Raw genomic sequence first — 22333 nt, 5'->3', positions numbered from 1 at the left:
AATATGACTGATAAGATCGTGCGCTCTATTGAGTTGGCAGTTGCGCCGATACTAGAGCAAGAAGAATTTTCAAAGAACGAGCAGGGATTTTTTCGCGAGCGCATGCAGTTTGCTGATTACTTGTCGATACAGGTGAAAAGCGATAATTCAGCTGTCGCATTAAACGCGGGAGTTCAGCCCCTTTTCTTATTGTCACCTGAGCAGGCCAATGAAAACGCACTGCGTAGACTGTCTGAGGTTGAATGCTTTATAAGAACTAGGCTGGTTTTGCAAGGGATGGATGACTATTGGGTTTCACTTAGTCAAGAGCCACAGCAAGTGGCTGATGAATTGGTGATTCTATTTAAAAAACAGGGCGTACCCTTCTTTGAGCTTTTTGATTCCTCGGAGAAATTAATCAGGATGCTGACTATCAACGATATTGAATCAGGAAGTCTTCCTACATGCTTTTCGATGATGACGAAGTCACGATTGGCTTTGCTCGCTGCCAAAGCTAGCCTATCCACTGGCAATACCTCGTTGGCTAAGTCGTTAGCTGAGTATGGGCTCGCAGTTTCTGGCATGGCTGTCAGCCTAAAACGAGAGTTTAGAGATATTATGGCGAGAGAATAATAGGGGACACCCATTAGCCGGCCCTGCGTCAAGACTCAAAGCCACCCGCTCTGCTTTTTAAGAGCAGAGTTTTCCAGCGCCGAACCTGATGGGTTGATCCGGTCGAGTCCAGGGAAAAGGGGACAGATTTATTTTTAGCGCATGGCAATTGCTGAATAAATAAATCTGTCCCCTTTTCGCATCTGAGGTTCTTGGCGACGGGGTATCGAAAAGCGTAGAAGCAGGAGCAAGCGAATGAAATTTGAAAAAGTTGATATAAAGCTATTGCTGGTGCTGATCTCTGTTTTGGTCCTTACTTCCTTTCTGGTTGTATTTTTTATGAGGCTTGCGGCGGCTTTATATATTTATATGGTTGGTGGGGGGTTTGAGTTTTCGTGGGCTCAGAATCTTATTTTATCTGCTCGAGGTGGAGTGGGTGGTGGTGTGGTTTTAGGTATAGGGGTATGGGTTATGAGTAAGTTAGAGGAGAAGAAGAACAGGAAGGTTGACAAGAAGTAATAGCGAATCGATAGGGTCAGAGTCATTGACTTTGTCTAGCCGCGGGGCAGTCCAGGCGGAATATGTATTCAAAGCCAATCCGGCCTTGAGAGAAACTAGTATCAAGGTTGATGGCTATTACTTCCAGGTGTAATAGGGGACAGACCCCGTTTATAGCTTTAGCTTTGAGTGGAATCGTGGTCTGTCCCCTATTGACCAAGTTACGCCTGCTGAAACCGAGCAGCTAATGAGGGAAGTCGCTGAGTCAAGGTCTAGGTATTAATAATGAATTTAGAGCGCGTCATTAGGGATTACATCCAACTACCGAGGGAAAAGGGGGCAGATTTATTTTTAGCGTATGGCAATTGCTGAATAAATATATCTGTCCCCTTTTCGTTTTAATCTTTCAGGAAAGTTGCTTCCTTACCGAATTGGCGGATCTATCATTGATCCAAACAAGCCAATTCTGCTACAGAATATTGGCGTCAAAAACCCATGCCCGGCATATGTTGGAGAGGCGGCAGCGGGCGCTGCAAGCGGTAGCATTCCTTTAATTATTGATAAGCTGAATAAGGAGCAGTAGTGAGAAAGCTTCCTAGAGAAATGCAGCCTGGCGGGATGCTTGATTTGTCTACTATTAGAGGAAATCTTCTGACAGTATTGTTTGTCATATTGTGCTGCATAATTATGTGGAACCTTCATCATATAACGTTTTGGTTAAATTCGCTTGTTGGAATTACTATCGTAGATATGGGTGATGATGCGATTCGCGTTAGACGTTTTTGGGCAGGTATTATGGCGGGAGTAATGCTCTTAATAGGGGTGGGAAATTCTTTAAGGATATATTGTGTAAGGCGTCGAGCGGTAAATAGTTCCAAAGGACAGTGGTATGATAACGCGGAGTTAAGAAAAAAAGATTTGTTCGATGAAGATGACGTAGAAAATTAAAGTTAGAGCAAATCAGACCGAAAAAGGGGACAGATTTTGAGAAATCCCAAGGGAAAAGGGGACAGATTTATTTTTAGTGCATGGCAATTGCTGAATAAATAAATCTGTCCCCTTTTTTCGCTTGCCACGGAGGCGATTAGTGTTAGTGGCGCATACGTTGGCAGTCAGGTAAAAGGTACTGATCCTACTGGGGCGATAATTGGTGCAGGAACCGGTGCAGCAGCAATTGGCACATTGGCTGGAAAAATGACGTCAGAGCAGCTTAATAAATATATTCCCGGACCTGTAGGCGAGCTAGGGGGGAGTGTTACAAGCTCAGTGCTTTCCGAAGTAGTTGGTGCAGAAGTATCTAACAGTGTAGAGGAGGGAGGCAGGAGGTGATATTCAAGAGCGTAGGACTGGGATTGTGTATTACCCTAGTAGCTCTCTGGTGCGGAATTATTTCTGTTGCAATATTTCTAGCAAAGCTCGGGGTTGCAGTTTATTTTACTTTCGTAAACGGGGAGTTCAATTTTATGTGGCTGGATGCTCTTGTGTATTCAGCCAGAGGCGGCAGCGGTGCTGGAGTTTTTTTAGGTATAGGGATCTGGATGATGGCTAAATTAGAGGAGTCAAAGAATAAAAGCAAATAGGAAAGGGAAAAGGGGACAGATTTATTTTTGGCTCATGGCAATGGCTGAATAAATATGTCTGTCCCCTTTTTGCGGTAGGAAACATTGGAAGTTTTGCCATGGGAGCGGTAGCCTCCGAAATAGTTGGAGCAGAAGTCTCTAAAGAGACCGTTAAAAAAGGTGATTAGGGATGTTTCGATTCAATAGCGTAGGCTTGTTGTTATATCTAATACTGCTCAGTATTTTAAGCTTTTTTCTCCTTATATTGGGCTTGAAGGTTGGTGTTGCGCTTTATTTTTATGTGACTCTTGGGCGCTTTGAATTAAACTTCACGGAAGCTATTTTTCTATCTGCTAGAGGCGCCGCGGGGGCCGGCAGCGTGCTAGGTCTGGGGATGTGGATTGCGAATAAAATGAATGAAAAGAAGTAGCCGATATCATCAGGGAATAACCATTAGTCGGCCCTGCGCTAAGACTCAAAGCAACCAGAGAAAAGGGGGGATTTATTTTCGGCTCATACCAATGGCGGAAAAATAATTCTGTCCCCTTTTTCCTCATCGGCCAGGCGATCTATCGCTACAAGGTCAGCCTGCTGTGGCCATCGGTAATCGGCGTTGCAGTGCTCTACGCGCTGATCCTGCTGGGTAACGCGGTGCCGGTCGCGCTGCCGGAAACGGTGTTGGGCCTGTCGGCCAAGTCGGTGTGGATCCTGCTGCTGTTCGCCTACGCGGCCATTGCCTCGCTGCTGCCGGTATGGGTGTTGCTGCAACCACGCGACTACATCAACGGCCTGCAATTGTTCGTCGGCCTCGGCCTGCTTTACGCAGCGGTGCTGTTCGGTGCGCCGGAAATCGTCGCGCCTGCGTTCAACGATGCCCTGCCGGACAGCACGCCGAGCATCGTGCCGCTGCTCTTCGTGACCATCGCCTGTGGCGCTATTTCCGGCTTCCACGGGCTGGTGGCTTCGGGCACCACCTCCAAGCAGCTGGACAAGGAAACCGACGCGCGATTCGTCGGTTATTTCGGCGCGGTGGGCGAGGGCATGCTGTCGCTCGCGGCGATCATCTGCTGTACCGCCGGCTTCGCTACTCTGGTGGACTGGCAGGCGGTGTACACCGCATTCGGGACCGGTGGCGTCAATGCCTTCGTTACTGGCGGCGGTAGCCTGCTGGCCAACGGCCTGGGCCTGCCGGCGGATCTGGGGGCGACCATTCTGGCGGTGATGGCGATTCTGTTCGCCGGCACCACCATGGACACCGGCCTGCGCCTGCAGCGCTTCGTTATCCAGGAGGCCGGCGAGCTGGCCGGGATCAAGGTCAACACGCTGTTCGGCACGGTGCTGGCCGTTGGCGTCTGCATGGCGCTGGCCTTCGGCGCTGGTGCCGATGGCAGTGGTGGCATGATCATCTGGCCGCTGTTCGGTACGACCAACCAGATCCTGGCTGGCCTGACCCTGGCGATCATCACGGTGATTCTGATCAAGAAGGGACGCCCGGCCATCTACACCCTGGTGCCGCTGGTGTTCCTGCTGGCCATGTCGATCTTCGCCCTGCTGGTGCAGATGGGCCAGTTCTACCGCGCCGAGAACTGGCTGCTGTTGGGCATGGACGTAGTGATTCTGATCGCTGCGTTGTGGGTGACCCTGGAGTCGGTGATCGCCATGCGCCAAGGCCCCGATCCCGTCGAGGTTGAGGCAGATCGCGAGCAACGCGGGTGAGCGAGCGCAAGCCGCCACTGCTGCAGCGGGTGTCCGCCGGGCTGCGCGAATTCTATGTCGCGCCGTACCGGCGAACCTTCGCCCGTGCCCGGCGCGACGAGGATGATCTGTTCATGCTGCTGGTGTTCGGCGAAACCCTCGGCGTGCCCAACCCCGCGGCCTATTACACCCTGGAGCTGATGCCGGTGTTGTACGAGCGCTTTCATGACTGGCATCGACGCATGGGCATGGAGCGCTCGCCACTGGATCACATCGGATGCTGCTAGAACTGGCCGGGAATCGCCGCGTGCTGTTCATCGGCGGCAAGGGGGGGGGCGGCAAAACCACGGTATCGGCGGCCACAGCGCTGGCCCAGGCCCAGGCCGGGCGCCGTGTGCTGCTGGTGTCCACCGACCCTGCACACAACTTGGGCCACCTCTGGGGGCGCCCGGTTGGGCCGAGGCCGGTGTCGTTGGCTGAGGGGCTCGATGGCCTCGAACTCGATCCGCAGACCGCCGTCGAACAGCACCTGAGTGAGGTGGGTGCGGCGTTGCGCAAACTGATGCCTGCGCATCTGGCTGGCGAAGTGGACAAGCACATGAGCTTGTCGCGCGATGCGCCGGGTATGCATGAGGCGGCGCTGCTCGAACGCATCGCGGAGACGGTCGACAATGGTCTGCACGACTATGATCTGCTGGTCTTCGACACTGCTCCATCGGGGCACACGGCGCGTCTGATGGCGCTGCCGGAGATGATGGCAGCCTGGACCGAGGGGCTGATGCGTCGACGTGAGCGCAGCGCCGGGTTTGGTGCGGTGCTGCGCAATCTGGGTGGCGATGACCGCGGCTTTGGCGAATCGCTGCTGGGCCGCGAGCCGGGCGACTCGCCGGAGGATCGTGACAGCCAGGTGCGCCGCTTGCTGGATCGCCGCCGGCATCGCTTTACGCAACTGCGCGAAGTGCTCGGCGACGCCAACCGCTGCGCCTTCATCATCGTGTTGGCGGCCGAACGTCTGCCGGTGCTGGAGAGCATCGAGCTGCATGCGCAGTTGCAGCGCAGCGGTGTCGATGTTGCCGCTTTGGTGGTCAACAAGCGCTCACCGGCTGATGCCGGGGCCTTTCTTGCCGAGCGCCGGGTGCAGGAGCAAAGTTACCTTGACGAGCTGCGTCTGGTGCTAGGGCATTTGCCCATACAGCAACTGCCGCTGCTGGCGAGCGATGTGCAGGGGCCGCCGGCACTGCAGGCTTTTGCCGAGCTGCTTGCCGCCCGTAGTTGAAGCCGCCCCCCAGGTGTCTGGGGAGCACGGGCGTGAGCGCAACGGGGGCAGATTGATTGCTGCCTGCCTGGGCTGGCTAAATCTGGCCCCGTTGCGGCTCAACGAACGCAGAGAGCGTGTCCTCAGTCCGCCGAGAACTTGAACACGGTGTTCTGCGTATACGTTTGCCCTGGGTTCAGCCGCGTAGAGGCGAACGTTGGCTGGTTCGGTGCATCCGGAAAGTGCTGGGTTTCCAGGGTGAAGGCGCTCCAGTGCGCGTAGGTTTTGCCCGCCTTGCCCTTCACCGTGCCATCCAGAAAATTGCTGGTGTAGAACTGCACGCCTGGCTCCGTGGTGTAAAGCTGCAGGCGGCGGCCTGATTGCGGGTCGTGCACCTCGGCGGCGAGTTGTTGGATGTCGCCTTTGCCGTCCAGCGCCCAGTTGAAGTCGAAGCCGCCCTGTTTGGCTTCGGCGAATTTGAGCTGCTCGTGGTCGTCCTTGATGTGCTGGCCAATCGGCGTCGGTTGGGTGAAATCCATCGGCGTGCCTTTCACCGGTGCCAGTTCGCCGGTGGGGATCAGCGTTTTGTTGACCGGCGTGTAGTGACTGGCGTGCAGCGTTGCGACCTGCTTGAGGATGTCACCATTACCTGCGCCGGCCAGGTTGAAGTAGCTGTGGTTGGTGAGGTTGAGCACCGTGGGCTTGTCGGTGGTGGCCTTGTAGTCGATGTGCAGTTCGTTGTCGTCGTTGAGGCGGTAAGTAACTTCGGTTTTCAGGTTACCCGGGAAGCCCATCTCGCCGTCTGCCGACAGGTAGGTGAGGGTCACGCCGACCGAGTTCTTGTCTTGAACGGGTTTTGCTTCCCACACTCGTTTGTCGAAGCCCTCGGCACCGCCGTGCAGCGCGTTCGGCCCGTCGTTGAGCGGCACCTGGTAGCGCTTGCCATCCAGTTCGAAAGCGCCACCCGCCAGGCGATTGCCGAAACGGCCGATGGTCGCGCCGAAGAACGCCGTGCCGGCCTGATAGCCCTGCACGTCGTCGAAGCCGAGCACGATGTCATCGGATTTTCCATGCTTGTCCGGCACTTTGAGCGACTGCAGTACGCCGCCGTAGGTAATCACCGTGGCCTCCATGCCATGGCTGTTGCGCAGCACATATTGCTCGACGGGCGTGCCGTCATTGGTTTTGCCGAATGGTTTTTGCTCGCTGGTCAGTCCCGCAGCGTGTGTGCCCGCGCTGGCAAGTGCCAGCGATAAGGCAAGGCCGGACAGCAGGTGGCGAGAGTGCGTCATGGTCGAACTTCCTTTTTATTGTTTTGCGGGGGAGTCGTTCTACTGATGCGAAGGACGCGGTACAGCGGCGAAGGTGTGGCCCTCGCAACCTGTTCGCAACAGATTGATACCGAATAAACAGGTTAGCCGGTAAAGGCGATTGCAGCGCAGACCGTTCGTCCCGAACGGGAGAGCACGGTTGCGCGGTGCGAGCACGGTGCGGGGGCGCGCTCAGCGAGCGGCTGGAGTCGCAGGCGACATCGGGTGATGTCGCCTGTTTGAGGGCCGTTGGTTACGACAGCCGTTGACGCATCCGCGCCGAGGCCCATTCGGAAAAAATCACGGTCGCGAAGATCAGGATGAAGATGATGCTCACCCGATCCCAGGCCAGGTTGTTGATCGCCGCATCGAGCTGCAAGCCGATGCCGCCAGCGCCTACCAGGCCCAGCACGGTCGATTCGCGGATGTTGATGTCCCAGCGATACAGCGCGGTGCCGACGAAGGCCGGCATGATCTGCGGCACCACGCCGAACTGCAGCACCTGCAAGCGGCCCGCGCCAGTAGCCGCCATGGCTTCGACTGGCGAGTGGCTGATTTCCTCGATGGCTTCGTAGAGCAGCTTGCCGACGAAACCGACCGAGCGCAGGGCGATAGCGATGATCCCGGCGAGTACGCCAGGGCCGAGCATGGCCACCAGCAGCATTGCCCAGATCAGCGAGTTGATCGACCGCGACGACACGATGATCAGCAGCGCTGCACTGCGAATGAACGGTGATGGTGTGGTGTTGCGTGCGGCGAGGAAGGCCAGTGGGAAGGCCATCAGCACGCCGAGCGCGGTACCCAGGGTGGCGATGTTGAGGGTGTCCCAGAGCGGCTGCAGCAATGCCGGCGTGTAGTCCCAGCGCGGTGGCAGCATGCGTGCCAGCAGCGAGGCGCCCTGGCTGCCGGCGTCTTCGACGAACTCCCACAGGGTATTTTCAGAAATGAACCGCGCGCAGAACACGAAGAGCAGCGCACCGGCAAACCACATGAGCCAATGGCCCCACTGTTGCGCGGAGGTGCGACGCCGCCATTGCGGTTCTGCCGTTGCGGCATGAATCAAGGGCATGACAAAAGCCTTACTGAAGCCAGCGACGCACATGCCCGGAGAAATATTCCGAGGCCAGCACGATGGCGATGATGATCAGCAACACAGCCGCAGCGGTGTTGTATTCGTAGCGGTCCATGGCGGTACCGAGCGTCGCGCCAATGCCGCCTGCGCCGACGATGCCGATGATTGCCGATTCGCGGAAATTGATATCGAGGCGGTACAGCGAGAGCCCGATCAGGCGCGGCATGATCTGCGGCTGCACGGCATGGTTGAGCACCTGCAGCCAACTGCCGCCCGTGGCGCGGATGGCCTCGACGGGACGCGCATCGATGTCTTCGATCGCCTCGGCGAGCAGCTTGGCGATAAAGCCGATGGTGGCGAAGGCCAGCGTCGCCACACCGGCCAGCGGCCCGAAACCGAACATGACCACGAACAGGATGGCGATGATGACTTCCTGGAAGGTCCGCGACACCATGATCAGCCACCGACAGAACAGGTAGATCGGCAGTGGCGCGAGATTGCGCGCGGCGCCCAGGCCGACCGGAATCGACAGCGCGATACCAATAACCGTAGCGACCAGCGTCATGGCCAGGCTTTCCAGCAGGCCGTCGAGAATGTCGCCGCCGCGGCTGGTGAAGTCCGGGTTAACGAAGCCGGCTGCGAAGGCCAGCCCGCGTGACCATCCTTCGGCGATGCGATTCCAGTCCAGGTTGATGCTGGCGCCGGCAAGCAGCAGATACAGCACCAACCCAGCGACCACCAGGCAACGCTGGGTGAGGCCGGGAATCAGTGCCGGTGGTTTCCAGTACCCGGCCCGGGCGCGGGCCAGGCGGTCGGTTGCAGGCAGTGGCGCGGCCATCAGCTCGCGGCCTCTGCCCAGCCCGCACGCGCCTGGTATGGCTCGCGCGGCTCGTCTGCCGGCTCATCCTCCTGGGTGGATTCGCCAACGGTGGTTTCCCAATCCTCTTCGCCGTAGATGCGCGTCAGGGTCGGTGCATCCAGCGCGTCGGGCGAGCCATCGAACACGATACGGCCGGCGTGCAGGCCGACGATGCGGTCCGAGAAGCGGCGCGCCAGGTCGACGTCATGGATATTGATGATCGCGGTGAGGCCGCGCTCTTCGCACAGTTCGCGGATCAGGCGCATGATTTGCCGCGAGGTTTTCGGGTCAAGGCTGGCGGTGGGCTCGTCGATCAGCATCAGATCGGGGTTCTGCAGCAGCGCGCGGGCAATGCCGACCCGTTGCCGCTGCCCACCGGATAATGCATCGGCGCGCTTGTCGAGCGCGTGGGCCAGGCCGACACGATCGAGCAGGCGAAAGGCTTCCTGCACATCGGCCTGCGGGTAGCGGCGCCAGACACTGCGCCAGAAACCGACATAACCGAGGCGCCCGGACAATACGTTTTCCATCACCGTCAGGCGGTCGACCAGGGCGTGATCCTGAAAGATCATGCCCATGCGCCGACGTGCCTTGCGCAACGCGCCGGCACGCAGCTTGGTCAGCGACAGGCCGCTGAGCAGCACCTCGCCTTCGCTCGGCTCTACCAGCCGGTTGATGCAGCGGATCAAGGTGCTCTTGCCCGCCCCGGAAGGCCCGATCAGCGCCATCACCTGGCCTTTGGGCAGCGTCAGGCGCACGTCAGCCAGCGCCTGATCACCACTGGCGTAACGTTTGCCCAGACCCTTTATCTCGAGAAGGCTCATAGCCGCCTGCTCATTTGCCTGACCAGTGTCTGTCACTTGTCGCACGAGTAGCTCACGTCCATGGCCTGGTCGATCTTGCGGACCACTTCCCAGTGCTTCTGGTAGGTGATCGGGATGAACTGCTCACCGTCCGAGCTCTTGAACTCGGCCTGCAGGGCAGAGCCTTCCCAATCGAACGTCTCGAAGCCTTGGCGAATCTTCTCGGCCAGTTCCGGCTTGAGGTTGTAGACGTAGCCGTAACCGGTGGTGGGGAAGGTTTGCGAGGTGTAGAGCACCTTGTACTGATCCGGCTTGACCATGCCGCGTGCCTGCATCTGCGCGAGCACCGAGTTGGCGATGGCGGCGGCGTCGTAGTCGCGGTTGACCACGCCCATGATCGAGTTGTCGTGCTTGCCGGAGAAGGCTGTCTTGAAGTCCTTGTCCGCTTCCAGGTTGAACTCGGACTTGAGCAGCGCCGACGGTGCTTTGAAGCCTGAGTTGGACGTCGGCGAAGTGAAGGCGAGGGTGTGGCCGCGCAGGCCGGCAACATCATCGATACCACTGCCGTTGTGGGTGATGATTTCCATCTGGTAGCCGTAGTTGCCAGCTTTGTCGGCCATCATGGTGAAGGGCACGAAACCGGCGCAGTTGACGGCCAGCGGCACCGAGCCGGTGTTGAAACCAGCGATGTGCAGACGACCGGCACGCATGGCTTCGAGCTGCGCCGCGTTGGATTGGACCGGGAAGAACTTGATCTTCTTGCCGGTCACTTTTTCCATGTGCTGCAGGAAACCGTCCCACACCTTGGCGTATACCGCCGGGTCTTCGACGGGCGTGTAGGCGAAGATCAGCGTGCTGGGATCGACCCACTTGGTTTCGTCGGTCGGCGCATCGGCCACCATGTCGCCATTGCTGTCGTTGTAGCGGGTGGACAGGTCGGCAGCGTGGGCGCTGCCCATCAGTGGCAGCAGCAGTGCATAAAGCAGGCTAGAGCGGGTGGCGTTGCGCAGCATGGTTGTATCCCTACGGGCTGGAAAGATTCCGGCCACCTTAGTGCGGTTTTGTGACGGTTTTGCTGCAGCGCCACGAGTGGCTGGTTGCACAGCGCACGCAAGTGCTTTGTGCGATTGAGAGATCGCCAGTTATCCACCTCCCGGAACTGATTGTTTTGCTCGATCTTCTACAGGCAACAGGCGCCTTTTCGACGCCGAAGCGGAGGATCACGACATGCACGTACAGGTGGACAGTAATCACATCGAAGGCGGTACCGACCTGCAGAAGTGGGTCGGCGGCCGCGTCGTCGACGAGTTGGAGCGCTACACCGATCTGCTGACGCGGGTGGAAATCCACGTCGGGGATGTCAACTCGCATAAAGGCGGCGCCCAGGACAAACGCTGCCAGATCGAAGCGCGGCCCAAGGGCCACAGCTCATTGTCGGTGACCCACAAGGCGCAAAGCCTGGACCTGGCGGTAGCCGGCGCCGCACGGAAAATGAGCCACGCGCTGGAGCATCTGACAGGCCGGCTGACGCAGCGGGTCGAGTCGACCGGGCACCTGACAGCGCCGGTCGTGCATGAAGATTCCACAGCAGAAATCGACGCCATGCTCGAGGACGAATTCCTCGCCAAGCAGGCTGATCTGGGAAAAGAATGAGGAGCCGGTCATGACCCCAATCCAACCCCTTACGCAGCAGACGGTAAGCGCGCTTATGGCGCTGGCCGATCAACCCAACCTGAGCCTGTACATGCCCACGCACCGGACGTTTCCGGAGCGCACGCAAGACCCTATCCGTTTGAAGAATCTGTTCAAGACCCTCGAGACCTCGTTGCAGCAACGTTATCCACAACTGCAAAAAGACACGGTACTCGCGCCCATCCAGGCGTTGATCGACGACGCCGCGTTCTGGAACAACTGTCCTGCCGGCATCGCGATTTTTGCCGGTCAGGCGCACTTTCAGGTAGTCGGGCTGCATCAGCCGGTCGAAGAGGTCGCCATCGTCAACAGCCACCCGTACCTGAAACCGTTGTTACGCCTGGCGCCGCTCGCTGACCGTTACCAGGTGCTGTGCCTGTCGCGCGACAGCGTGTCCGTGCATGAAGGGTCGACGCAACGCCTGCACGCCGTCGAGCTGCCCGATTCGGTGCCGACCAATCTGGTCGAAGCGCTGGGTGATGAGCTGACCTCAAGGGACCAGCAGGGCCACCCCGATGGCTTCAGCGGCGGCGGTGAGCGTGGTGACCCGATGATGCATGAGTCAGGCGGTGGCGGTAAGCAGGACGAGATCAACCTGGACCGCGAGCGGTTCTTCCGGATCGTCGACAAGCAAATCACCGAGCATTGTTCGCGGGTTACCAAGCTGCCGCTGATCCTGGCGGCGCTGCCGGAAAACCAGGCGGTGTTCAGGGCGTTGAGCCGCAACCCGTTGCTGATGGCAGAAGGCGTTGAAGTCGACCCCGCCACGTTGTCCAGTGCCCAGCTGGCGTCGGCCTGCGGGGAGCTGATGAGCATCCGCCATGGCAAAAAACTGGACGAGGCCTTCAACCGCTACGGCGTGGCAGTGGGGCAGCAGCTGGCCGGCGATCAACTGCCGGCTATCGCCCGCGCCGCGGTTGAAGGTCGGGTCGCGTTGCTGCTGGTGGCCGCCGAGCAGCGGGTCGCCGGCACCATGGACCTGAGCAGCGGCGAGGTGGTGCTGCACGAGGACGGTGATCCTGCCACGGAGGATGTGCTCGACGAGCTGATCCTTGCGGTGATCCGTCACGGCGGCGAAGTGGTGGTCGTACCCCCGGAGCGGGTAATGCCGACCGACAGCGGGGTGGCTGCGGTTTATCGATACTGAGGTGGCGGGCCTGGGTCCGCCGCCTGCTCGCGACTAATCATGCTCGCGCCCGATACGCAGGCACTCAGCTCTCGTTGTTCGCGCCGACGGTTTTCGGTGCGAACAACGAGCGAATCGCCGCCCGGTATTCGCTGCTGCCGGTGCGCAGGCTGTTGTTGTGGTTGCCGCCGTCGATCAGCAACAGGCGCTTGGGTTCACTGGCAGCCTGGAACAGGCTTTCGCTGAAGCGCTGCGGGATGTAGCGATCATTGGTGCCGTGGGCGATCAGCACCGGCACCTTGATGTCGCCGATCTTGCTCAGCGAGTCGAATTTCTGCGACAGCAACCAGCGCACCGGCAACGAGGTGTATTCGCTGGCCACTTCGGTGGCGGCATCGGCGAGGTTGGTGAACGTCGACTCGATGATCAGCCCGGTCAGCGGCGGTGTGTTTCGGTCGCGGCTCAGAGATTCAGCGAGGTTGACCGCTACGGCGCCACCCAGGGAATGGCCATAGACGAAACGTTTGGCCGGGTCTGGCTGCAATTCGGTGAGGCGTTGCCAGGCGATTTCCGCGTCTTCATAAAGCGTGCGCTCCGAGGGCAGCTCACCGAGGCTCTCGCCAAACCCCCTATAGTCGATGGCCAGCACCGAAAAGCCCATGGCGTGCAGCTGCTCGATGCGAAACAGCTGGCCGGTAAGGTTCCAGCGTGAGCCGTGCAGGTACAACAGCGTCGGCGCGTCCTTCTTTTGCGCCGGCCACCACCAGGCGTGGATGTTCTGCGTGTCGCCGAACTGCGGTGCGCTGAGGGTCATTTCCTCGACCCCGGCGGGCAAGCCGCTGAACCAGCTGGCCGTGCCAGGCTCGATGCGGAACACCAGCTCGCGTTCCTTCTCTTCCAATTTGGCGCAGCCGACCGGCAGGCCGACGGCCAGGCAGACCAGCAAGCTCAGGCTGAACCAACGGCGGCGCAGGGTGTGGATAAGTGATGTGGCCATGGATCTCCGTGTTGCTCGACAACATGACGCCGCTGCCTGCGACGCTGAGGGGCGGCAGACGGGACGTGAAAGCGTGATAGGCGAATAGACCGGAACGGCGTGCTGATGTTCGTTCGGGCCGTGGTTTTCGGGTATCGAGTTGTTACCGGCACATGACGGACTGCTGACGCTTCCGAGCCTGCGCTATGCTGCGCCGTTCACCTGCTGCGGATTTGTTCATGACGCCCATGCCTGCCGATTTGCGCCGTCCCGCCGCCGCCACCGTGGTACTCCTGGCCTCGTTGTATTGCGCCCAGGGATTGCCATCAGGATTGATCGCCCATGCGCTGCCGGTGCTGCTGCGCCAGCACGGCGTGGACCTGGCGCTGATCGGGCTGCTCAAGCTGCTGGCGCTGCCCTGGTTGCTCAAGGTGCTGTGGGCGCCCTGGGTGGATCGGCTGTCGTCGCGGCGCCTGGGCCATCACCGCGGCTGGATCCTGCCGCTGCAAAGCGGCGTGCTGCTGGTTCTGCTGGCGTTGACGATGCTCTCCCCGGATGCGCTGTTCGGTGCCCACCTGCCGCTGTTGCTCGGCTTGCTGTTGCTGGTCAACCTGGCGGCCGCCACGCAAGACGTCGCCACTGATGGCCTGACCGTACGCCTGCTGCCCGAGCGCTGGCGCGGGCTGGGCAACAGCCTGCAGGTGGGCGGCTACAAGGTCGGGATGATCATCAGTGGCAGCGGCCTGTTGCTGGTCATCGACCGTTTTGGCTGGAATCTGTCGATGCTGCTGCTGGCGGGGTTGCTGGCGCTGACGCTGCTGCCGATCTGGCGTTTCGCCGAAGCGCGTCATTTGCCGCCTCGGGTTGCCTGCGTCGAACCGATAGGGCCGAGTTTGCTGTGGCAGCATTACCGCGGCCTGCTGGCGCTGCCCGGCATGGGCCTGTGGCTGGCGGTAGTGCTGACCTTCAAGCTGGGTGACGCCCTTGGTTCGCCGATGATCAAGCCGATGCTGGTGGACCAGGGCTGGAGCAACGCTGAGCTGGGGCAACTGACGCTGATCAGCAGCCTGGTCGGCATCGGGGGCGCGCTGCTGGGCGGGCTGCTGTATGCGCGCCTGGGTGTGCTGCGCGCGTTGCTGATTTTTGGCGCCTTGCAGGCCGTGAGTTTGGCCGCGCTGGCGCTATTGGTCAGTCGTGGCGGCGACGTTGCCCTGGTGTATGCGTTGACCCTGTTCGAGCAGGCGGCCGACGGGCTGTCCACGGTAGCGCTGTTCGCCGCGATGATGCGCCAGTGCCGCCCCGGCCATGAGGGCGCGGATTTCACCCTGCAGGCTTCTACGCAGATTCTGCTCGGTGGCTTTGTCGGTGCCGCCAGCGGCGTTTTGGCCAAGGCACTGGGTTATGACGGCTTGTTCGTCTGCGCAAGCGCGTTGGGGCTGGCAGCGCTGGTGCTGGTGTGGCGCTATTTTTATCGCCACGGTTGGCGCTAACACCTATTAAACGTTTCTCGTCGCCTGGCGTTGAGCGCAGCGTGGGGATCATTTTTTCGTAGCCCGGGTCGAGCGCAGCAACACCTGAGAAGGACGTTGCGATCGTCCACAAATTTGCCGGAATGTAAGAGCCCCGACCTCGGGGCGAATCGACTGTGGCCGTTCTGCAAGATGGCGTTGTGACCACCTTCGCCGCGGGGTCGCGGTTCCTACAGGTCGGATTCGCTCGTGAGCGGGTTTGGGCGGACAGTGCTTCCTGGGTATCGCTTCGCTCAGCTCCAGGCTACGGGGTTGGGTGCGTTGATGCGTCAGGTTCGGCACCATTTTTTGTAGCCTGGGTCGAGCGCAGCGACACCCGGGGGCGAGCGTTCAGTCCTCGAACTGCACCGGGCAGGTAGAGCCTTCGAGTTTCTGGATTTCTTCGATCACGTGGGGGCGGGCATGGCGGATCACCAGTTGCCGGTTTTGTGTCTGCAGACGGCGGGCTTCGTGGTGGAGCATTTCCACGCCGGCGTAATCGATGAAGTTGATGTGTCGGGCATCGACCACCACGCGTTCGCCGCGGCTGAGTTGCAGCACTTGTTGCACATAGTGGCAGGCGCCGAAGAAGATCGAGCCCTCCAGGCGCAGCAGTTCTTCGTCTCCATCGCCGGTGTATTTGAAGCGCGGCTGCGATGTGCGCTTGAGGTAGAAGAACAGCGAGGCCAGTACGCCGGCATAGATCGCCGTCTGCAGCTCGAGCACCAGGGTGGCCAGCAGGGTCAGCAGCATCACCACGAACTCCGAGCGGCTGACCCGCAGCAGCGCGCGTACACCTGGCATGTCGACCAACCCCCAGCAGATCAACAGGATCGCCGCGGCCATGCTGGGCAGGGCGATGTGCGCGATCAGCGGCGCGCAGAACACCGCGAATGCGGCGACCAGCACAGCCGAAAATACGCCGGCCAGCGGCGATGTGGCGCCGCCCTGCAGATTGAGCGCCGAGCGGGTGAAGGAGCCGGCCGACAGCGAGCCGGAAAACCACGGGCCGATCAGGTTGGAAAGGCCCTGGGCGCGGACCTCCTGATTGGCATCCAGCAACTGTTGGGATTTGGCCGCCAGGGAGCGGGCGATGGACAGGCTGGTGACCAGGCCGAGCATGCCGCAGGCAATGGCGGCAGGCAGCAGCTGCAGCAGGCTGTTGACCTCGAAATCCAGCGCGGTGAATGGCGGCAGCGTACCTTCGAAGGCATCGACCAGGGTGATGCTGGCGAAGAAGCCTGGCAGCACTGCAACCAGCAGGCTGCCGGCAACCACGCCGATCAGCAGCGCCGGCAAGCGTGGCCAGAGGCGCCGACACGCCAGGCTTACTAGCAAGGTGAACAGCGCCACCAGCACCGCGTGCCAATCCGCTTCCTTGAGGTGCTGGGCCAGGTTGATCAGGGTGGCGACGGCGGTACGCTGGCTGTCGACCTGCAGGCCCAGCAGGTTCGGCAGTTGCCCGAGAGCGATCACCAGCGCGGCGCCGAGCGTGAAACCGAGCACCACCGAGGGCGATACGAAGTTGACCAGGTTGCCGAAGCGCAACAGCCCGAGCAGCCACTGGAAAAGCCCGGCGAGAAAGGTCAGCACCAGCACCAGCGCGACGAATTCCTCACTGCCTGGCCGGGCCATGGGGCTGACGCTGGTGAACAGAACGATGGAAATGGCTGCCGTCGGCCCGCCGATCAAATGCCACGATGATCCCCACAGGCAGGCGATGATCACCGGCACGATGGCCGCGTAGAGCCCGTATTCGGCCGGCAGCCCGGCGATCAGCGCGTAGGCGATCGACTGGGGCAAAGCCAGAATTGCGCCGCTCAAGCCGACCAGCAGGTCCGTACCCAGCGTGCGCCGGGTGACGTTCGGCCACCAGAGCAGGAAGGGGAACAGGCTGTATCGGCTGGGTAAGCGCATGCGGTCGCTCAGGTAGCGGGTGGTTGGGTGGCGGACAGGGTAGCAGAGGCGTTTATCTGATCGTTCCTCACGCTTCGTGTGAAACCGGCGTTCATGGACGCAGAGCGTCCCGGCTTGGCTCCCACGCTGGAGCGTGGGAGCTATCAAAAGCGAGTATTCGCAGGGTGGACGACGCTTCACCTGCGCGGCCCGGCCCGTCCACCGCTCTGGAATCGCAATGGTGGATGAAAAAGCGCCATCCACCCTACGCCTTGACAGCCCTACAGCTTGGCCTTCATCGCTGCCGGTGATCCCTTTTAGCCAGTCGCGCAGAGTGGACGACGCTTCACCTGCGCGGCCCGGCCCGTCCACCGCTCTGGGAATCGCAATGGTGGATGAAAAAGCGCCATCCACCCTACGCCCTGACGGCCCTACAGCTTGGCCTTCACTGCCGCTACCGCATCGCCGCCGTCGCGAGTGGTAACGCCCTCGAGCCAGCCATCGATCACCTGCGGGTTGGCCTTGAGCCAGTTCTTCACGGCTTGGTCATTGCTCGCCTGCTTGCTCAGCACGGCGTCCATGATGGCGTTCTCCATCTCCTGGGTGAACTTCAGGTTGCTCAGCAGCTTGCCGACGTTCGGGCACTGCGTCGCGTAGCCTTTACGGGCCAGGGTGTTGACGCTGCCGCTCTCGCCAAAGTACTTCTCGCCGCCCTTGAGGTACTTCATGTCGTACTGCACGTTCATCGGGTGGGGCGTCCAGCCGAGGAAGGCGACGAACTCGTCACGCCGCACCGCACGGCCGACCTGCACCAGCATGGCCTGCTCGCTGGACTCGACCAGCGTCCAGTCCTTGAGGCCGAATTCGTTGGCGGCGATGATTTCCTTGATCGACTCGTTGGCCGGCGCGCCGGAGGCGATGCCGTAGATCTTGCGACCGAACTTGTCGGCGTGCTTTTCCAGGTCGGCGAAGGTCTTCACTCCGGCCTCGTACGCGTAAGTCGGCACGGCCAGGGTGTACTCGGTACCGCTGAGGTTTTCGGCGACCTTGTCGACCTTGCCGTTGGCGACGAACTTGTCGTGGTTGGCCTGCTGCGCGGGCATCCAGTTGCCGAGGAACACATCGACCTGGCCCTTTTGCAGACCGGCGAAGATGATCGGCACGCCAAGGGTCTGGGTCTGCACCTTGTAGCCCAGGCCATCGAGCACCAGGCTGGCGATGCCGTTGGTCACCGCAATGTCGCTCCAGCCCGGATCGCCCAGTTTCACCGTGGCGCAACTGGCGTCTTCGGCGTGGGCCTGGAAGGCCAGGCTGGTGGCCAGGAGCAGGCTGCCGGCGACAGCGGTCTTGAATGTCTTCATGCCTAATTCCTTATGTTGGATTTTTAGTTGGCAGGCTATGCGACGCAGGTGAGCGCGCCAGGTTCCCACTTTTCCGTGGGTCACCTGGCGCATCACGTCACGCTTGGGGAAACCGCGCGCGGCGCTCCAGATCGTCGAGGTCGATGTGGTTGCGCATGTACTGTTCGCTGGCGTCGACCATCGGCTGGTGGTCCCAGCTCTTCAGCGTGCCTTGGGTCAGGGCCTCGGCGACCAGGCGACGGCGGCGCTGGCTGGCCAGGGTGGCCTGGTGGATGGCGGGCATGTCCCAACGGCTGCGTGCTTCGTCGAGGAAGGCCGCGACCTGCTCACGGTGATCCGGCGATTCGGCGAGGTTTTCGCGCTCGCGCGGGTCATTCGCGACGTTGAACAAAAGCAGCGGGTCTTCTTCGGAGTAGACGAATTTCCATTCGCCGCGGCGAATCATCATCAGCGGGCTGGTGGTGCCTTCGGCCATGTATTCGCCGAGCACTTCGTCGTGCCCGCCGCTGCCTTGCAGGTGCGGCAGCAGGGACCGGCCGTCGAGGTGCAGGCCTGGCTCGACCTGCCCGCCGGCCAGCTCCACCAGCGTTGGCAGCAGGTCGACGGTGGACACCGATTGGCTGACCCGGCGCGCGGCGAAGCGTACCGGGGCGTGTACCAGCAGCGGTACGCGAGCGGCCATCTCGAACCAGTGCATCTTGTACCAGAGGCCGCGCTCACCAAGCATGTCGCCGTGGTCGCCGGAGAACACGATGATGGTGTCATCGGCCAGCTTGCAGTCCTTGAGGGTCTTCAGCAGTTTGCCGATGTTGTCGTCGATGTAGCTGCAGGCGCCGAAGTAGGCGCGGCGGGCATCACGGATTTTGTGTTCGGGCAGCGGCTTGTCCCACAGGTCGATGACCTTGAGCAGGCGCTGGGAGTGCGGGTCCTGCTCGGCCTGGTCGATGACCTGGCGCGGCAGCGGGATATCGCCATCGCTGTAGCGGTTCCAGTACTCCTCGGGGATGGTGTACGGGTCGTGCGGATGGGTCATCGACACCGTCAGGCAGAATGGCTGGTCCGGCGTCACGCGCACATGGTCGTAGAGGTACTGCTGCGCCTTGAACACCACCTCTTCGTCGAAGTCGAGCTGATTGGTGCGCACGCACGGGCCGGCCTGCAGCACCGAGGACATGTTGTGGTACCAGCTGGCGCGTACCTCGGGCTCGTCCCAGTTCACCGCCCAGCCATAGTCGGCGGGGTAGATGTCGCTGGTCAGGCGCTCCTCATAGCCATGCAACTGGTCGGGGCCGCAGAAGTGCATCTTGCCGGACAGCGCCGTGCGGTAGCCGAGGCGGCGCAGGTAGTGGGCGTAGGTGGGTACATCGGCGGGAAAGTCGGCGGCATTGTCGTAGGCACCGATCTGGCTGGGCAACTGGCCGCTGACCAGGGTGAAACGCGACGGGGCGCACAACGGGCTGTTGCAGTAGGCCGAGTCGAACAACACGCCCTCAGCCGCCAGGCGCTGCAGGTGCGGCACCTTGATCGGCGAGGCCGAGTCGTGCATCGGCAGCAGCGGCGCGGCCATCTGGTCGGCCATGATGAAGAGGATGTTGGGACGCTTCATGGTGGCGTGTATTCCATATCGTTGTTTTATGCGAGAGTGTTGTTTCGATCATCCAGCCTAGCAGCGCCTGGGTAAACCGCGATGACGCACATGGCTAGGATAAGTACAGCTTATGTTCAAGTCGTTCGATGGCGTTTCCCTCGACGTGCTGCGGGTATTCGAGTCGGCGGCACGGCACCTGAGCTTCACCGCCGCGGCGGCCGAACTGGGCAGCAGCCAGCCGGCCATCAGCCAGCAGATCAAGCGGCTGGAGGAGCAGGTAGCGGCCCGTCTGTTCGACCGCGTTTATCGCGGAATCGTGCTGACCGAAGCTGGCGAGGCGCTGCTAGGGCCGGTGCAGGAAGGCCTGGCTGCGCTGGATGCCGGGCTGGATGCGGTGGTCGGGCGGCATCAGCACGAGGTGCTGCAGGTCGCCACCGATTTCGCCTTCGCCGCGTATTGGCTGATGCCACGGCTGCAGCGCTTCCATCAGCTGCACCCGGAGGTGGACGTCAGCCTGGTCACCAGCGAGCGCGACATGACCAGCCTGCCGGCGGAAATCGATGTGGCCATCAGCTTTGGCGACGGCCGCCTGAAGAACGGCAAGGTGCACCTGCTGTTCAAGGAAGAAGTATTCCCGGTGTGCAGCCCACAACTGCTCAAGGGGCAGAGCGCCAGCGCCAATCAACTGCTGGCGCGCCTGCCGCTGCTGCACCTGCGCCCTGAAAGCCGCTCGCGCTGGTTCGACTGGAGCGGCCTGTTCCGCGCCCTGGGCATCGCTGAAACACCCAGCCCCGGCAGCCTGCGCTTCGACAATTACACCTTGCTGCTGCAGGCCGCAATTGCCGGGCAGGGCGTGGCGATCGGCTGGCGGCACCTGGTCGACGAGCTGCTGGCTCAGGGGCTGCTTTGCCGCCTCGACGAGCGCAGCGCCGCGTCGGACTTTGGCTATTACGTGGTCCTGCCCGAGCGCAAGAGACGGGTGCGGCTGGTGCAGGGCTTTACCGACTGGCTGCGCGACGAGATGACCCGCGAGTCGCTGCCTGCCGCGCAGCGCGTGATCGATCCGATGGCGATCGCGCCATGACCGAGGCTCTCATTCGCGGCTACCACGCCCATGTGTATTTCGACGCCGCCAGCCTGGCGCAGGCGCGCGCGCTGTGCGAGGGCGCGGCGGCACGCTTCGCGGTGACGATGGGGCGCCTGCACCAGCAACCCGTTGGGCCGCACCCTGACTGGAGTTGCCAGCTGGCGTTTGCCGCCGAGCTGTTCGCCGAAGTGGTTCCCTGGCTGATGCTCAATCGCGGGCAACTGGTGGTGTTCGTCCACCCTCTGACCGGTAACGATCTGGTCGATCACCGTGACCTCGCCCTGTGGATGGGCGCCGTGCGACCACTGGACCTGTCCATTTTCCCCGCGGGGCGGCCAACTGATGAGGGGCGCTGAACGCCTCTGACGCGGGAGCCGCGGCACGGTATGATCCGCGCCTGATTTCCAAGAGCCCGTACCATGCCTTACCTGCTCGCCGTCACCGTCCTCTGGGCATTTTCCTTCAGCCTGATCGGCGAATACCTGGCGGGCCGGGTGGACAGCGATTTCGCCGTGCTGGCGCGGGTCGCCGTGGCGGCGCTGCTGTTCCTGCCCTTCACCCTCTGGCGCGGCTTGCCACGGCGCCTGCTGGCCGGCTTCTGGCTGGCCGGTGCGTTGCAGTTCGGGGTGACCTACCTGTGCCTGTACCGCAGCTTCCAGGTGCTGACGGTGCCGGAGGTGCTGCTGTTCACCGTGCTCACGCCGATCTACGTGACCCTGCTCGACGATGCCCTGGCGCGCCGCTTCAATCCCTGGGCGCTGGTCGCCGCGCTCGTGGCGGTAGGGGGCGGAGTGGTGATCCGCTTCGAGCGCCTGGAGGGCGAATACCTGATTGGTTTCCTGCTGCTGCAACTGGCCAACGTGACCTTCGCGGCGGGCCAGGTGTTGTGCCGCCAGCTGCTGATGCGTTATCCGACCGAGCAACCGCTGCATCGCTTCTTCGGGCACTTCTTCCTGGGGGCGATGGTGCTGGTGGTGCCCTCGTTCCTGCTCTTCGGCAACCCGGACAAGCTGCCGCAAACGGCGCTGCAATGGGGCATCCTGCTGTGGATGGGGCTGTTCGCCACGGCGCTTGGGCTGTTCTGGTGGGTGAAGGGCAGCGTGCAGGTGGACGCCGGCACACTGGCGATCATGAACGAGCTGCACGTGCCGGCCGGGCTGGTGGTGAACCTGCTGATCTGGAACCGCGATGCCGATATTCCCCGCCTGGCCCTGGGAGGCGCGATCATCCTTGCGTCACTGTGGCTCAATCGTCTGGGACGTCGACGGTCTATCGCCAGCTGATCCATTTATCGGAGAATGGGAACCGGCCTTGACGGGTGCTAACATCGCACCTTCAATTGCAAACGCAATCAGCTGTTTTTCAAACCCTATTTGCTGCTGACGATAGGGCACGGATGACGTTTTTTCACCGGCATGGAGTGCCTTCTCAGCCATCTCTTGCCCAGTGAATGCCAT

Annotated in this window: 23 protein-coding genes; 14 read left to right on the top strand and 9 right to left on the bottom strand. The window is 61.2% G+C overall.

Annotation, left to right across the window (positions count from 1 at the left end; genetic code table 11):
- The first annotated feature begins 3 nt into the window (after positions 1 to 3).
- From BLS60_RS19895 to BLS60_RS19870, 8 genes are all read left to right on the top strand, one after another.
- On the top strand, positions 4 to 612 hold the full coding sequence (locus BLS60_RS19895) for a DUF4304 domain-containing protein (RefSeq protein WP_092371586.1): 609 nt from the start codon (positions 4 to 6) through the stop codon (positions 610 to 612).
- Positions 613 to 846: 234 nt separating this feature from the next.
- A complete protein-coding gene (locus BLS60_RS19890) occupies positions 847 to 1110 on the top strand; it encodes a hypothetical protein (RefSeq protein ID WP_070882483.1) in 264 nt (87 codons plus the stop codon).
- Positions 1111 to 1671: 561 nt separating this feature from the next.
- Complete coding sequence (locus BLS60_RS21420) at positions 1672 to 2037, top strand: hypothetical protein (RefSeq protein ID WP_143024631.1); 366 nt, start codon at positions 1672 to 1674, stop codon at positions 2035 to 2037.
- Between the two features lie 377 nt (positions 2038 to 2414).
- Complete coding sequence (locus BLS60_RS21415) at positions 2415 to 2669, top strand: hypothetical protein (RefSeq protein WP_143024630.1); 255 nt, start codon at positions 2415 to 2417, stop codon at positions 2667 to 2669.
- Positions 2670 to 2838: 169 nt separating this feature from the next.
- Positions 2839 to 3078, top strand: a complete 240-nt coding sequence (locus BLS60_RS19885) for a hypothetical protein (protein WP_092371583.1) — start codon at positions 2839 to 2841, stop codon at positions 3076 to 3078.
- A gap of 74 nt (positions 3079 to 3152) precedes the next feature.
- Positions 3153 to 4364, top strand: coding sequence for a carbon starvation CstA family protein (locus BLS60_RS19880; RefSeq protein ID WP_338061649.1), 1212 nt, complete (start codon positions 3153 to 3155; stop codon positions 4362 to 4364).
- The gene (locus BLS60_RS19875; RefSeq protein WP_070882485.1) at positions 4361 to 4630 is read left to right on the top strand and encodes a cory-CC-star protein; all 270 of its coding nucleotides are present in this window, start codon (positions 4361 to 4363) and stop codon (positions 4628 to 4630) included. The genes BLS60_RS19880 and BLS60_RS19875 overlap by 4 nt, the downstream gene beginning before the upstream one ends.
- Positions 4621 to 5619, top strand: coding sequence for an ArsA family ATPase (locus BLS60_RS19870; protein ID WP_092371580.1), 999 nt, complete (start codon positions 4621 to 4623; stop codon positions 5617 to 5619). The genes BLS60_RS19875 and BLS60_RS19870 overlap by 10 nt, the downstream gene beginning before the upstream one ends.
- Positions 5620 to 5741: 122 nt before the next feature.
- Here BLS60_RS19870 and BLS60_RS19865 read toward each other — a convergent pair whose 3' ends face one another.
- From BLS60_RS19865 to phnD, 5 genes are all read right to left on the bottom strand, one after another.
- Positions 5742 to 6890, bottom strand: a complete 1149-nt coding sequence (locus tag BLS60_RS19865; RefSeq protein ID WP_070882487.1) for an aldose epimerase family protein — start codon at positions 6888 to 6890, stop codon at positions 5742 to 5744.
- A gap of 271 nt (positions 6891 to 7161) precedes the next feature.
- Positions 7162 to 7977, bottom strand: coding sequence for a phosphonate ABC transporter, permease protein PhnE (gene phnE / locus BLS60_RS19860; protein WP_070882488.1), 816 nt, complete (start codon positions 7975 to 7977; stop codon positions 7162 to 7164).
- Positions 7978 to 7987: 10 nt separating this feature from the next.
- Entirely contained in the window at positions 7988 to 8818 is an 831-nt protein-coding gene (phnE, locus tag BLS60_RS19855) for a phosphonate ABC transporter, permease protein PhnE (protein ID WP_092371577.1), read from the bottom strand.
- Entirely contained in the window at positions 8818 to 9663 is an 846-nt protein-coding gene (gene phnC / locus BLS60_RS19850; protein WP_070882490.1) for a phosphonate ABC transporter ATP-binding protein, read from the bottom strand. The genes phnE (BLS60_RS19855) and phnC overlap by 1 nt, the downstream gene beginning before the upstream one ends.
- A 32-nt stretch (positions 9664 to 9695) precedes the next feature.
- Positions 9696 to 10655, bottom strand: a complete 960-nt coding sequence (gene phnD / locus BLS60_RS19845; protein ID WP_092371573.1) for a phosphate/phosphite/phosphonate ABC transporter substrate-binding protein — start codon at positions 10653 to 10655, stop codon at positions 9696 to 9698.
- A 214-nt stretch (positions 10656 to 10869) separates the two neighbouring features.
- Here phnD and BLS60_RS19840 point away from each other — a divergent pair, with 214 nt between their 5' ends.
- Together BLS60_RS19840 and BLS60_RS19835 are read left to right on the top strand one after the other, a co-directional pair.
- Positions 10870 to 11295, top strand: a complete 426-nt coding sequence (locus BLS60_RS19840; RefSeq protein ID WP_092371570.1) for an HPF/RaiA family ribosome-associated protein — start codon at positions 10870 to 10872, stop codon at positions 11293 to 11295.
- A 10-nt stretch (positions 11296 to 11305) separates the two neighbouring features.
- Positions 11306 to 12481, top strand: coding sequence for a baeRF3 domain-containing protein (locus tag BLS60_RS19835; RefSeq protein ID WP_092371567.1), 1176 nt, complete (start codon positions 11306 to 11308; stop codon positions 12479 to 12481).
- Between the two features lie 64 nt (positions 12482 to 12545).
- On the opposite strand, the gene BLS60_RS19830 is transcribed toward BLS60_RS19835, so the two are convergent.
- Positions 12546 to 13457, bottom strand: coding sequence for an alpha/beta hydrolase (locus BLS60_RS19830; RefSeq protein ID WP_092371564.1), 912 nt, complete (start codon positions 13455 to 13457; stop codon positions 12546 to 12548).
- Between the two features lie 218 nt (positions 13458 to 13675).
- On the opposite strand from BLS60_RS19830, the gene BLS60_RS19825 reads away from it, so the two are divergent.
- Positions 13676 to 14926 carry an MFS transporter gene (locus BLS60_RS19825; RefSeq protein WP_092371711.1) on the top strand — a complete coding sequence of 417 codons (1251 nt, stop codon included), beginning with the start codon at positions 13676 to 13678 and terminating at the stop codon, positions 14924 to 14926.
- A 369-nt stretch (positions 14927 to 15295) separates the two neighbouring features.
- Here the strand turns inward: BLS60_RS19825 and BLS60_RS19820 are convergent, their stop codons facing one another.
- From BLS60_RS19820 to betC, 3 genes are all read right to left on the bottom strand, one after another.
- Positions 15296 to 16861 (bottom strand): SulP family inorganic anion transporter, encoded by a 1566-nt coding sequence (locus tag BLS60_RS19820; protein ID WP_092371561.1) that lies wholly within the window; start codon positions 16859 to 16861, stop codon positions 15296 to 15298.
- A 410-nt stretch (positions 16862 to 17271) separates the two neighbouring features.
- On the bottom strand, positions 17272 to 18201 hold the full coding sequence (gene choX, locus BLS60_RS19815; protein WP_092371558.1) for a choline ABC transporter substrate-binding protein: 930 nt from the start codon (positions 18199 to 18201) through the stop codon (positions 17272 to 17274).
- A 97-nt stretch (positions 18202 to 18298) separates the two neighbouring features.
- On the bottom strand, positions 18299 to 19807 hold the full coding sequence (betC, locus tag BLS60_RS19810) for a choline-sulfatase (RefSeq protein ID WP_092371555.1): 1509 nt from the start codon (positions 19805 to 19807) through the stop codon (positions 18299 to 18301).
- Positions 19808 to 19919: 112 nt separating this feature from the next.
- Here betC and BLS60_RS19805 point away from each other — a divergent pair, with 112 nt between their 5' ends.
- The 3 genes from BLS60_RS19805 (at position 19920) to BLS60_RS19795 (ending at position 22159) form a co-directional block, all read left to right on the top strand.
- Positions 19920 to 20873, top strand: a complete 954-nt coding sequence (locus BLS60_RS19805; protein ID WP_092371552.1) for a choline sulfate utilization transcriptional regulator — start codon at positions 19920 to 19922, stop codon at positions 20871 to 20873.
- On the top strand, positions 20870 to 21232 hold the full coding sequence (locus tag BLS60_RS19800) for a DOPA 4,5-dioxygenase family protein (RefSeq protein WP_092371549.1): 363 nt from the start codon (positions 20870 to 20872) through the stop codon (positions 21230 to 21232). Before BLS60_RS19805 ends, BLS60_RS19800 begins: the two co-directional genes overlap by 4 nt.
- A 63-nt stretch (positions 21233 to 21295) precedes the next feature.
- Positions 21296 to 22159: a carboxylate/amino acid/amine transporter gene (locus BLS60_RS19795; protein WP_092371546.1), complete on the top strand. Its 864-nt coding sequence runs from the start codon at positions 21296 to 21298 to the stop codon at positions 22157 to 22159.
- The last annotated feature ends 174 nt before the right edge of the window (positions 22160 to 22333 follow it).

The sequence above is a fragment of the Phytopseudomonas seleniipraecipitans genome (assembly GCF_900102335.1).
In the GTDB taxonomy this organism is placed as follows: Bacteria; Pseudomonadota; Gammaproteobacteria; order Pseudomonadales; family Pseudomonadaceae; genus Aquipseudomonas; species Aquipseudomonas seleniipraecipitans.
The sequence above is the reverse complement of the archived record's forward strand: the minus strand, read 5'-3'. Positions and strand labels throughout refer to the sequence as shown.